Source organism: Geopsychrobacter electrodiphilus DSM 16401, assembly GCF_000384395.1.
Taxonomy (GTDB): domain Bacteria; phylum Desulfobacterota; class Desulfuromonadia; order Desulfuromonadales; family Geopsychrobacteraceae; genus Geopsychrobacter; species Geopsychrobacter electrodiphilus.
In genome coordinates this window covers 4,069,444-4,081,485 of record NZ_ARWE01000001.1, presented here as the reverse complement: position 1 = coordinate 4,081,485, position 12,042 = coordinate 4,069,444, and the positions used below count along the sequence as shown (strand labels likewise).

Below are 12,042 nucleotides of genomic sequence, written 5' to 3'. Positions count from 1 at the left end.
AACTCCTTGTTCAAGAAAATGAAGAAATAGTTCCATCTTTTACATAAAATTTTGATAATTTTCTTGATTTTGATAAAAATAAATTTTTATCTGTAGTTGTAATAAATGTTTGACCTGAATGATTTTCAATAAGATTAAATAAAATATTTTTATTATTAATATCTAGTTCACTTGCTATATCATCTAAAAGTAAAATTGGTTTAAATTTATTTATATATTCAAAATCTATTATTTGAGCTGTTCTAAATAAAATAATAAAAGATCTTTTTTGTCCTTGAGAACCATAAATATTAAGATCATTATCCTCATAAAAAAAATTTACTTTATTTTTATGACAACCTATTATTGAATATTTATATTTAATTTCTTTATCTATGTTTTCATTTATTTTTTTTAAGTAGTAATTTTCTTTATTCTCAATTTTTTCTGAATCTAAATAATTAATTCTAAATTTGAATGGTAGGTTTATTAATATTTTATTTAACCTATAAATATAATCTGACCTTTTTTTATCTATAATTGAAGAATATTTAGATATTAAAATATTCCACTCTTCTAAATTTTTTAAATTTTCTGTTTTAAGTAATTTATTCTTATTTTCAATTATTTTAAAATATTGTTTTAATATTTTAAAATATTCTTTATCTGTATAAAAAATTGCTTTATCAATTAATTCTCTTCTTTTTATAGGTGGTCCAGATATTATATTTATGTCGTCTGGTTTAAAATCTATAGAAAAAATTGAACATAAATATTCATCTATTTTTACAGACTTGTCATTTTTAAAAAATATTTTGTTTTTTTTGTTTATTTCTATCTTAATATTTTCAATACAATTGTTTTTTGTATAATTACACTCTATATAAGATTTATTTTTTGTCTTATTTATCGTTTCGAATAAATAAGATGTTCTAAAACTTTTTAAGTTTGACAAAGAAAAAATAGCTTCTATAAAACTTGTTTTTCCTGCTGCATTATTTCCAAATAATAAATTAATATTAGGAGATGGATAAAAAATGTTATTTTTTATATTTCTAAAATTATCCAATTTTATATCATTTATATACATTTACAAACGCATTGGCATAATTACTGAAATGAAGTTTTTGTTTTTTTCTGGTTCTATCATACCTGGTGATAGATTGTCCTTTAAATGAAATTCTATAAACTCTTCATCTATTGCTTGTAAAATATCTAAAATATACTTTGAATTAAATCCTATTGAAATATCTTTACCTTTATAGGAAATATCAATTTCTTCACTAGCGTCACCCAGATCCGGATTTGAAGATGTTAAAATTGCTTTATTATTAGTAAAATTAATTTTAATACCTTTCGTTTTTTCACTTGAAAGGACCGATATTCTTTTTAAAGCATGAAAAAATTCATTTTTATTTATTATTGAAGTATTTTCACATTTTTCAGGTATTACCCTTTTGTAATCTGGAAAATCCCCATCGACTAGTCTCATAATTAGAATAGTATTTTCATCTATTATTATAAAATTATTATCAACTATACTTATTTCTAAATTATTGTTTTCTTTATTTATTATTTTTCTTAATTCAAAAATTCCTTTTTTAGGTAAAATAATACCCTTATCAAATAATATAAATTTTTCTTCTATATCTGTAAAACTGTAAGATAACCTATGTCCATCTGTTGATATCATCGATAATTTTTCATCTTCATATTTTAAAAAAATTCCATTTAGATTATATTTAGTTTCATCATTAGAAATTGAAAAAATAGTTTTATCAATCATTTCATTTATTTTAAATGAACTTATATTTAATAAATTATCTGATTTAAATTCAGGAAATTTTGGATATTCATCAGAGGATAAGCCGACAAGGTTAAAAATAGATTTATCACATTTTATTTCAATCCAACAATTATCTTTTGATTTAAAATTTATTTCTTTGTCAGGAAGTTCTCTTATTATTTCAAACAATTTTTTTGCAGAAACTGTTATTTTACCATCTTCTATAATTTGAGTTGAAAATTTAGAACGTACCCCTATTTCAAGATCAGTTGCTGTTAATGTTAGTTCATTATTTTTAGCATTAATATGTACATTAGCTAATATTGGGATGGTGTGTTTTTTTTCTATTATTCCTTGTATCTGGCCTAATGCTTTTAAAAAAATTTCTTTTTCAATTTTAAACTCCATTCATTCCTCCTGTGAACATGCGCTATTTATATTATCTTTATGTTTTTAAAACTAGTAATAACAGTAGGGGCTGTTAATTGTTGATAAATATTGTAAATAACTAAAATATCGACATTTATTTTAAAAACTAGCAATAATCTTCTTGTTTATAAAAAACTTAATTTTGTGGGTTGCTGAATAATTATTGTTTATCCACATTTTGTCCTTAATTTATAAACAACTTTATGAACGCATGTTGTCCATGAGTCTTTCCACAGTAGTTTTTAGTTGAATGTCTTCAACCATTTTTTGATCTATTTTTTTTATAGCATGGATTACCGTGGAATGGTCTTTTCCGCCAAAGCGATTTCCTATTTCGGGGAACGAACAGGATGTCATTTTTCGAGAAATATACATGGCTATCTGGCGGGGTAAAACCAGGGTTTTAAGTCTTTTAGAAGATTTGAGTTCAATTGTTTTTACATTGAAATGATTTGCTACTATTTTTTGAATCGTTTCAATTGTTATTTCTCTATTTTGTTCAACAAGGATGTCCTTTAAAATATTTTTGGCCATTTCCATATTTATCGGTGTCGATGTCAAACTGGCATATGCACCGACTCGTACTAAATAACCCTCCAATTCACGGACATTGCTTGTTATTGAGTTAGCCAGGAAAAAACCAACGTCTTCTGGGATGTTTATTCCATTTTGATCAGCTTTCATTTTAAGAATTGCTAGTTTTGTTTCGACATCTGGAGCTTGTATATCAGCAATTAAACCCCACTCGAATCTTGATCTTAAACGCTCTTCAAGTCCTGGTATCTCCTTTGGAAATTTATCTGATGTTACAATTATTTGTTTATGTGATTCATAAAGAGCATTAAATGTATGAAAAAATTCTTCCTGAGTTCTTTCTTTTCCTGCAATAAATTGTATGTCGTCGATCAACAAAACATCCATTGATCTAAATTTATTTCTGAAGTCTTCCATTTTTGCATATCTTAATGAATTAATTAATTCATTCATAAATTTTTCAGAACTATAATATGCTATTTTTGCGTTATTATTTTTTTCATGTATATAATTACCAATAGCATTGATAATATGTGTTTTACCTAGACCAACTCCACCATATATAAATAAAGGATTATATGTTGTTGCTGGATTATTTGCTACAGCCATTGCTGCTGCATGAGCAAATTGATTTGACGTTCCTGAAACAAAACTATCAAATGTATATTTGTTATTTAACGTATTATTTGTTATTTTTATATGATCTTTTTTCTCTTCAATTTTTATTTCTTCCTTATTTTCTTGATTCATCATTATATTTGAAATGTTTATATTTAATTTAATATTATTGTTTAATATATTATTTAATATTGATTCAATTTTATTTTTATAATTGTCTTTTATCCAATCGGAAAAAAATTTATTAGGCACAGAAATATTTAAAAAGTTATCATCTATCGATTCGTATTTTATTGGACATATCCAAGTGTTGTAATTGTGGCTGTTCAACTCTTTTTCCAGTTGAAGTGCAACCTTATCCCACAGTGACGGTGCCATGGTGCCCAATCCCTTTAGTCAACAATTTATCAACAGCTGTTGACATCTCTAAAATGTTACCTTTTTTCAAGGTTAAAACTCGCGTCAGGCTAGCAAAGCAGTCTTATTTTTGCAAGCGTATCTCATTCGCCTATTTCAAATGACAGTTTAATTTTTTTTATAAATTGACGTGCTAGAATACTTGACATTTCATCCCTAAATATGTTTTAAGAAGCAGTTCATCTCAACTGATATCAAAAGGAAAATAAAAATGTCGAAACGTACATATCAACCAAGTCGTATTAAACGTAAGCGTACTCACGGATTTCGTCAGCGGATGCAGACAAAAAATGGTCGTCGCGTGATTAGTCGACGTCGTGCTCGCGGGCGTAGTTTATTGAGTGCAGCAACTCCAAAAAAATAATACTGTTTTGTCCGAGCAGCATTTTATTTTGCCGCGAGAAACTCGGCTACGGAAACGCTGGGAATTCAATGCCGTTTATCGAATGGGGTGTAAGAGAAATACACCCCATTTTTTACTTTTGGTTTTGATAAATTCTCAGGAACATAGCCGTTTAGGAGTAACTGTTAGTCGCAAAGTTGGCAATGCGGTTGTACGGAATAGGGTAAAAAGGATTATTCGCGAATTTTTTCGTTGTAATCGATTTCGACTGGAAAAACCGGTTGATCTTTCTGTTATAGCTAAGCGTGATGCCGGTCAGGTCGATACTGATACGATTTGGCATGAGCTTGAAGAACTGTTCGGATAGGTTTTTGCCGTGTTTTTTAAGCGACTTATTATATTTTTAATTGATATCTATCGACATGTGATATCTCCGCTTTATCCACCAATCTGCCGTTTTTACCCCAGTTGTTCAAATTATGCACGTCAATCACTTATTGAACATGGTCTTCTGACTGGTAGTATATTGACCATTCGTCGCATCAGTAAATGTCACCCTTTTCATCCCGGAGGATTTGACCCTGTTCCTCCGCGGGATTCCCAGGTTTGAATTAAATGGAAAATAAACGCACTCTCATAGCTATCGCCCTGGTTCTGTTTTTGTGGACCGGTTACAATTTTCTTTACCCTTCGACCCATGAAAAACCGGCTCAAGAGCAGTCTGTGGTTGAAAAGGTTGTTCCCGTTGACCACTCAGGCGTAGCTGTGCAGAAGCGGGTACCATTGATTGATATGCATCCGTCAGCGCAACCGGCGAAAGAACGCAGGATAAAGGTTAAATCCGATCTTTTCGAATTAGTTTTTAGTTCCGACGGGGCACGTTTGATTGATGGGCAACTCAACAAATTCAAGCAAACAAATTCTAAAAATTCTCCTTTTGTTAAAATAGTTGATGAACAGTCAGGAGAGAAGGGTACCTATGGTTTTTTTGGCGGCGATGGATTTAATCTGCCTCCTAATGCGCACTATACTTTTGATGGTAATAGTAATGAAGTTCTACTTTCATCAACCGAAAAATCTTATATTACTTTCAAAACAGTTACTGCCGAAAATATTCAAATTACAAAAACATTTACCTTTTATCCTAATAAATACTATTTTGATGTTAATGTAATTGTTAATAATCTATCTAATCAAGTAAAAAATGGAAACGTTAATTTCTCTCTCGTAAGTAATTGGGATGATTCGAAAAAAAGTGATAGATATAATTTCGTCGGAGCTGTAACTTATGACGGTAACAAATTATATGACGATGAACCAAAAAAATTAAAAGAAGAAAGTAAGACTTATGGAAGCAATATATTATGGACTTCCTTTACAACTAAATATTTCTCAAATATTGTTAAGCCAATTGGAGATTCATTAAAGAACATAACGATTGAGTTTAATAATGATTCTGTAATAAATATTATTACATCACCGCCTTTTTCTATTCAACCTGGTGGTTCTCATGAGTTTAAGTATAAAAATTATTTAGGACCAAGGGATTATGATCTTTTAAAACAAACAGGCCTGTCATTTGAAAATATCATTGACCTTGGTTTCTTCGGAATTATTGCCAGACCATTAATGGTTGCACTTAAATTCTTTTATGGATTCCTCGGTAATTATGGCTTTGCAATAATTTTATTAACAGTTTGTATTAAAGCCATTTTCTGGCCATTAACGCAAAAGAGTTACAGCTCCATGAATGCCATGAAAAATCTGCAACCGCAGATGGCAAAATTACGCGCCAAGCATGGCAAAGATAAACAAAAACTCAATCAAGAGATGATGGCACTTTATAAGGAAAATCGGGTCAACCCCTTTGGAGGATGTTTGCCAATGGTTATACAAATCCCGGTATTCTTTGCGCTTTATCGTGTGTTGCTTGAGTCTATTGAATTACGCCATGCCCCGTTTATGCTCTGGATTACAGACCTCTCTGCGGCTGATACGCTGATCAGCGATGCATTTCACCTTGGTTTCGCTTTGGGTCCTTTGCCTTTGATCATGGGTTTCACGATGTTTCTTCAACAACGGATGACACCAACAACCATGGATCCGACCCAGGCCAAGGTGATGATGTTTATGCCTGTTTTCTTTACTTTTATCTTCCTCAGCTTCCCCTCCGGACTGGTCATCTACTGGCTGGTTAACAATCTGTTAACCATTGCGCAGCAGTATTTTATCAACCGCACACCAGCCAGATCTTGATGTGGATCGCCAGGATATAATTGTCGCACCAGCGACCCCACCCGGCGAGGGTGGGGTTGCAATAATTCGTCTCTCTGGGCCTAATTGCCTTGACCTTGTCCTTCCTTTTTTTCAATCCAGCCGTACCTTCAATCGACCTGATTCACATTATTTTTACCATGGCTTTCTGCTTGATTCGCAGGGTCATAGGCTTGATGAAGTAATGTTTGTCTTTATGGCAACTCCACGAAGTTTTACCGCCGAAGATGTTGTTGAAATTCATTGTCATGGTGGTCACCAAACGGTTGAGAAAATTCTTTCCTTATTTTTAAAGGCAGGCGCTCGTCTTGCGAAGGCTGGAGAGTTTAGTTATCGAGCTTTCATTAATGGAAGAATAGACCTTTCACAGGCCGAAGCTATTGCCGATTTAATTCATGCCCGCTCTGCTACGGCACAGACCCTTGCTTTTTCTCAGATGGAAGGTCAGCTTTCACGCACATTATACTCATATACCGCTAAATTGAGGGACTCACTTGCGCTACTTGAAGCCTGGATTGATTTCCCGGATGAAGAACTTCCCACTGAAGATATGAATGAAATAAAACTGCAGGTTAGTCAGTCTATAAACGAATTAAGGGTTCTCTGCGGGGGGTATAATACTGGTCGAAGTTATGTCGAGGGTGTTTCTCTTTTACTTTTTGGTAAACCGAATGTCGGTAAAAGCTCTCTGATGAACGCTCTTCTCGGAGAGGAGAGGTCGATAGTTACTGAGATTGAGGGTACGACTCGAGATCTTTTGGAAGAAGGGCTGGTTATTCATGGTATTCCTGTTCGCTTAATTGATGCCGCCGGATTGCGCGCTGGCCTAGATCCGATTGAAAGGGAAGGGGTAGAGCGTGCTCGGCGTAAACTTATTACCGCGGATCTTGTACTTTTAATGATAGATGGATCTCGGCCCTTTGATCAAGAGGACCAGGACGCTGCGGATGCTTGTCTAGATAAAAAGCACATTAAGGTTATTACGAAGAGTGATTTACCCCTGGAACCTTCTGTTGAGTTCTCAGACATTAAGGATGCTATTTCTATTTCTATCAAGAGTGGAGAGGGGCTTTCTCTTTTGCGACAGGCGATCCATGACGCGATAATAGGCCATCAATCTCGGATTGATAATTCTGTCGTCATGACAAATCAACGGCACTATGCTGCTGCTTCCCATGCTATGGTTTCCCTTCAGCGCTTTGTTGATTCTGTATCTTTGGGGTTTTCTTTAGAATTTCTTGCTTCTGATCTTAGGGAAGCTCTTGTTGCCCTGGGTGACATAACCGGAGAAACAACGACCGAAGATGTTTTGGATTCGATCTTCAGCCGCTTTTGTATAGGTAAGTAGTTTTTGTTCCACGTGGAACATTTAAGGCAGGTGGATATTGAAGGGGTATGGAAAAGAATATCAGGTAATTGTCGTTGGGGCAGGCCACGCAGGTTGTGAAGCCGCTCTTGCTTCTGCGCGCATGGGTTGTACTACTCTCCTGCTGACAATGGGGTTGGATGTTGTGGCGATGATGTCATGCAACCCGGCTATCGGCGGTTTAGCAAAGGGACATCTGGTACACGAGATTGATGCTCTTGGTGGAGAGATGGGACTGAATATAGATGCTACGGCAATTCAGTTCCGGCGCTTAAATACCCGTAAGGGCCCAGCCGTCAGGGCCAGTCGAGCCCAGGCAGACCGTATGGCTTATAGTGCTCGAATGAAGCGGATATTGGAGTCGGAACCGTATCTTGATTTGAAGCAGGGGGCTGTAGTAGCCCTCGAAGTGGGACAACATGGCATCTGTGGCGTGAAGACCCGTGAGGGTCTTTATTATGCAGGGCGTAATGTCGTTTTGACAACTGGGACCTTTATGCGTGGTTTGATCCATGTGGGGTTGAGAAATTACAGCGGTGGTCGTGCAGGGGAACCGGCATCAGAGGGTCTATCCGATTGTTTGCGTGACTTAGGGTTTAGGGTTGGGCGATTGAAGACCGGTACTCCAGCGCGGTTAAGTCGCCGTTCTATTGATTTTACAAAATTAGAAACACAGACAGGTGATGATCTGGTGAAGGGTTTTTCTTTTTTAACTCAAAGTCACCAGATAGATCAGGTTCCCTGCTATATTGCCAATACCAATGAAAAAACCCATGACATTATTCGAAAAAATCTCCACCAATCACCCTTATATTCTGGAGTTATTGAGGGGATAGGTCCGCGGTATTGTCCTTCTATTGAAGATAAGGTTGTACGCTTTCCAGACCGAAAGTCGCATCAAACCTTCCTTGAACCGGAGGGCCGTCTCAGCGCCGAAATGTACCCAAGTGGTATGTCTACCTCATTACCACCGGATGTCCAACTCCGATTTTATCGATCGATGGTTGGTTTGGAGAAGGTAGAGATAATGCGCCCTGGTTATGCTATTGAGTATGACTTTGTTGAACCGGTTCAGATCACAAAATCTCTTGAAACAAAAAGGATTGCTGGCCTTTTTCATGCTGGCCAAATCAATGGTACATCGGGGTATGAAGAAGCGGCGGCCCAAGGAGTTATGGCTGGAATAAATGCGGCCCGTCGAGCGCAACAGAAAGAACCTCTAATTCTAGGGCGTGATCAAGCATATATCGGGGTGATGATTGATGATCTAACCACCCAGCCCACTCGTGAACCATACCGTATGTTTACTTCACGTTCAGAATATAGGCTTTTGTTGCGTGAGGATAATGCTGATCAGAGACTGACTCCTGAAGGACGAAAGGTGGGGTTGGTCACCAATGACCGTTGGTTGCGATATGAGGTGAAGCAGCAAGGATTTGCGGCAGGGCTAGAGGCGTTGGAGAGACAACGTGTCAGCGCCCGTCAAAAAGAAACAGTCGCTAGGTTTGCCCTCGGGAATCTAACCCAGAGTTTAAGTTTGAAGGAGTTGCTGAAGCGCCCAGAGATTCAAATAGAGCAGTTATGCTCCCTTTCTACTGAGCTTTTAATTCTTGAAGCCGAGGTGCTTGAGCAGTTGGAAATTGCTGTGAAATATGAAGGATATATTGCTCGGCAATACGAACAGGTTGCTCGGATGGGTTCTCTTGAAGGGGAAGGTTTGCCGCCCGAACTTGAGTATTCCAGTATTAGGGGGCTTTCTCAGGAGGTAAAAGAGAGGTTGTCTGAGGTTCGGCCCGAAACCCTCGGGCAGGCCAGTCGAATTCAGGGGGTAACCCCGGCAGCAATTGCCGTATTGAGTGTATATCTAAAGCGATGGAAAAAAGAACAGAACATTTAATTTCGGGACTTGGGAATTTCGGAATCAAGCTGAGTGAGTCAATTTTACTACGTGAACTTGAATTTCTGGATGAACTTTTGCGCTGGAGTGATCGCATAAATCTCACCGCGATCAAAAATCAGCAGGAGGGGATTGAAAAGCACCTAATTGATTCCCTGGTACTTTTACTCTTTTTACGAGATGAACTGCTGCTTGATCTGGGCACAGGGGCTGGAATACCTTCGATTCCTTTAGCCATAGCCCGACCAGAATTAGCTATTGTCAGCGTAGAATCGGTCGGGAAGAAGGTAAATTTTCAAAAACATGTGCGTCGAAAATTATCTTTAAATAACCTGACTCCTTTGAACTGCCGGGTAGAGTCGCTGGTGAAGGAAAATAGCTATCCACAAATCACCGCACGAGCATTTGCCCCGCTCGATAAAATACTAGCGCTTGTACACCCTTTGTTGACCCCTGGGGGACGACTTTTGCTTTTACGAGGGTCGAAGGATGAGGTCAACTTGAACAAGAGCACTGAAGCATTGTCGCGGTTCGATTTTATAATCTGCAAAAAGCATAGTTATCAACTCCCGTTCTGTAAGGCTAATCGTCAAATTCTAGAAATATCGAGAAGCTAAAAAATTATAAATTAAACATATTTTGTGCTCAAGTTCGAGGTTTCAGAAATGGGATGCTTTTGCCTGGGTGTGTATGATAGGATTCGACTTCATTTTTTACGCGACAAGGAGCTTTTATGGCGCGAATTATCGCCGTAGCTAATCAGAAGGGCGGGGTGGGTAAAACTACGACTGCCGTGAATCTCGCCGCATCGTTAGCAGTCGCTGAAAATAGGACGCTGTTGGTCGATATGGATCCTCAGGCGAACGCTTGTAGTGGGCTTGGTGTAGATAAAACAACGGTAATTTCAACGGTTTATGATGTTTTAATTGAAGATGAAGATATCCGCGGGGTTATCGTTGGGAGTGAGTTAGAGTTTTTAAGTATCCTGCCTTCAAACACCAACCTGATAGGTGCAGAAATTGAGTTGATTGATAAACCGGGAAGAGAGACACGGTTGAAGACTGTCCTGACCCCCATTGTTGCCGATTACGATTATATTATCATTGATTGCCCACCCTCCCTGTCTTTATTAACCTTGAATGCCTTAACTGCTGCCGATTATGTGCTGGTGCCTCTGCAGTGTGAGTTTTATGCCATGGAGGGGTTGGGTCAGTTGATGCAAACTATTCGTTTGGTTCAGGGAGAACTGAATCCGCGACTTGCCATCGGAGGCATATTGCTGACCATGTATGATGGGCGGAACAATCTATGTCGCCAGGTCAGCGATGAGATAAGAAGCCACTTTGGCGATAAGGTTTTTTCAGTTGTTATTCCTCGAAACGTGCGCCTGTCGGAAGCACCAAGTTTCGGTCAACCGGCTCTGCTTTATGATATTGCTTCGACTGGGGCGAGATCATATCTGGAGTTGGCGAAAGAGGTAATGGAACAGGAGGAAGTTGTCCATGGCTAAGCGTCCAGCTTTGGGGAAGGGTATGGGAGCCCTTCTGAATACAGCTGCTCAGGAAGGTGGCAAGAAGTACTTTCAATGTCCCATTGAAGAGTTGCGTCCCCACAGTAACCAACCTCGAAAAAACTTTGATGATGCCAAACTTGTAGAACTTGCTGCGTCGGTGCGTGAGAAGGGAATAATTCAGCCTCTGGTGGTACGTCGGGTTGCTGATTATTACCAGATTATCGCCGGTGAACGACGCTGGCGAGCTGCGCAGAAAGCAGGCCTCGACAAGGTCCCTGTCGTTATCCAGGATGTCAGTGAAGACTGGGCTCTGGAGATGGCCTTGATCGAAAATGTGCAACGCGAAGATCTGACCCCGCTCGAAGAGGCGGAGGCCTATCAATATTTGATCGACACCTTTGATTTGTCACAGGAAGAGGTCGCAAAAAGGGTAGGCAAGGAGAGACCTACTGTTGCTAATGCTTTACGTCTGTTGAAGTTGCCTGCAAGTCTTCGTTCTGATCTGAATGGTGGTCGCATCAGTATGGGGCATGCCAGAGCGCTGCTGTCACTGACTAACGAAGAAGATATGCTTGAAGCTGCTCTACAGGTCATCAGTAAAAAACTATCTGTTCGCGACACAGAAAAGCTGGTCAAGAAGATTAAGAGTTTTGGTTTTTCGCCACCTAAGGTCAAGGCAACTGAAGTTGATCCCAACCTTGAAACACTTGCCTCAGCGTTGACTCAACGGTTGGGAGCTAAGGCGCGTGTCCTGCCAAAAGGGCAGGGAGGTAAGATCGAAATCGGATATCAAAACCTTGATGACCTGGACCGCCTTCTGGACCTTCTAGGAGTTACACTTTAGATTTTTTGCTGACATGGCCCGGTTGCCACAGTCGCTGATGGG

12 protein-coding genes are annotated in these 12,042 nt (G+C 38.0%); 9 read left to right on the top strand and 3 right to left on the bottom strand.

The window, feature by feature from the left end; genetic code table 11:
• Positions 1-10: 10 nt before the first annotated feature.
• The 3 genes from recF to dnaA all read right to left on the bottom strand — a co-directional run bounded on the left by recF (position 11) and on the right by dnaA (position 3,724).
• On the bottom strand, positions 11-1,069 hold the full coding sequence (recF, locus tag D888_RS0119400; RefSeq protein WP_020678237.1) for a DNA replication/repair protein RecF: 1,059 nt from the start codon (positions 1,067-1,069) through the stop codon (positions 11-13).
• Positions 1,070-2,173, bottom strand: a complete 1,104-nt coding sequence (dnaN, locus tag D888_RS0119395; RefSeq protein WP_020678236.1) for a DNA polymerase III subunit beta — start codon at positions 2,171-2,173, stop codon at positions 1,070-1,072. It lies immediately after the preceding gene.
• 222 nt (positions 2,174-2,395) lie between these two features.
• Positions 2,396-3,724: a chromosomal replication initiator protein DnaA gene (dnaA, locus tag D888_RS0119390; RefSeq protein WP_020678235.1), complete on the bottom strand. Its 1,329-nt coding sequence runs from the start codon at positions 3,722-3,724 to the stop codon at positions 2,396-2,398.
• 250 nt (positions 3,725-3,974) lie between these two features.
• On the opposite strand from dnaA, the gene rpmH reads away from it, so the two are divergent.
• From rpmH to D888_RS0119360, 9 genes are all read left to right on the top strand, one after another.
• Positions 3,975-4,127 carry a 50S ribosomal protein L34 gene (gene rpmH / locus D888_RS23835; RefSeq protein ID WP_083928927.1) on the top strand — a complete coding sequence of 51 codons (153 nt, stop codon included), beginning with the start codon at positions 3,975-3,977 and terminating at the stop codon, positions 4,125-4,127.
• Entirely contained in the window at positions 4,105-4,473 is a 369-nt protein-coding gene (gene rnpA / locus D888_RS23830; RefSeq protein WP_083928926.1) for a ribonuclease P protein component, read from the top strand. Before rpmH ends, rnpA begins: the two co-directional genes overlap by 23 nt.
• A 9-nt stretch (positions 4,474-4,482) precedes the next feature.
• Positions 4,483-4,716 (top strand): membrane protein insertion efficiency factor YidD, encoded by a 234-nt coding sequence (gene yidD / locus D888_RS23825; RefSeq protein WP_083928925.1) that lies wholly within the window; start codon positions 4,483-4,485, stop codon positions 4,714-4,716.
• 5 nt (positions 4,717-4,721) lie between these two features.
• A complete protein-coding gene (yidC, locus tag D888_RS0119385; protein WP_020678234.1) occupies positions 4,722-6,362 on the top strand; it encodes a membrane protein insertase YidC in 1,641 nt (546 codons plus the stop codon).
• Positions 6,319-7,728, top strand: coding sequence for a tRNA uridine-5-carboxymethylaminomethyl(34) synthesis GTPase MnmE (gene mnmE / locus D888_RS0119380; RefSeq protein ID WP_083928924.1), 1,410 nt, complete (start codon positions 6,319-6,321; stop codon positions 7,726-7,728). The genes yidC and mnmE overlap by 44 nt, the downstream gene beginning before the upstream one ends.
• 37 nt (positions 7,729-7,765) lie before the next feature.
• The gene (mnmG, locus tag D888_RS0119375; RefSeq protein ID WP_020678232.1) at positions 7,766-9,643 is read left to right on the top strand and encodes a tRNA uridine-5-carboxymethylaminomethyl(34) synthesis enzyme MnmG; all 1,878 of its coding nucleotides are present in this window, start codon (positions 7,766-7,768) and stop codon (positions 9,641-9,643) included.
• Positions 9,619-10,260, top strand: a complete 642-nt coding sequence (gene rsmG, locus D888_RS22570; protein WP_020678231.1) for a 16S rRNA (guanine(527)-N(7))-methyltransferase RsmG — start codon at positions 9,619-9,621, stop codon at positions 10,258-10,260. The genes mnmG and rsmG overlap by 25 nt, the downstream gene beginning before the upstream one ends.
• A 116-nt stretch (positions 10,261-10,376) precedes the next feature.
• Complete coding sequence (locus D888_RS0119365; protein WP_020678230.1) at positions 10,377-11,153, top strand: ParA family protein; 777 nt, start codon at positions 10,377-10,379, stop codon at positions 11,151-11,153.
• Positions 11,146-12,000 (top strand): ParB/RepB/Spo0J family partition protein, encoded by an 855-nt coding sequence (locus D888_RS0119360; protein ID WP_020678229.1) that lies wholly within the window; start codon positions 11,146-11,148, stop codon positions 11,998-12,000. Before D888_RS0119365 ends, D888_RS0119360 begins: the two co-directional genes overlap by 8 nt.
• The last annotated feature ends 42 nt before the right edge of the window (positions 12,001-12,042 follow it).

Excerpts from the sequence above, each read along its gene's own strand:
- recF (WP_020678237.1), bottom strand. The coding sequence starts at position 1,069 with ATGTATATAAATGATATAAAATTGGATAATTTTAGAAATATAAAAAAT.
- dnaN (WP_020678236.1), bottom strand. The coding sequence starts at position 2,173 with ATGGAGTTTAAAATTGAAAAAGAAATTTTTTTAAAAGCATTAGGCCAG.
- dnaA (WP_020678235.1), bottom strand. The coding sequence starts at position 3,724 with ATGGCACCGTCACTGTGGGATAAGGTTGCACTTCAACTGGAAAAAGAG.
- rpmH (WP_083928927.1), top strand. The coding sequence starts at position 3,975 with ATGTCGAAACGTACATATCAACCAAGTCGTATTAAACGTAAGCGTACT.
- yidC (WP_020678234.1), top strand. The coding sequence starts at position 4,722 with ATGGAAAATAAACGCACTCTCATAGCTATCGCCCTGGTTCTGTTTTTG.
- rsmG (WP_020678231.1), top strand. The coding sequence starts at position 9,619 with ATGGAAAAAAGAACAGAACATTTAATTTCGGGACTTGGGAATTTCGGA.
- D888_RS0119365 (WP_020678230.1), top strand. The coding sequence starts at position 10,377 with ATGGCGCGAATTATCGCCGTAGCTAATCAGAAGGGCGGGGTGGGTAAA.
- D888_RS0119360 (WP_020678229.1), top strand. The coding sequence starts at position 11,146 with ATGGCTAAGCGTCCAGCTTTGGGGAAGGGTATGGGAGCCCTTCTGAAT.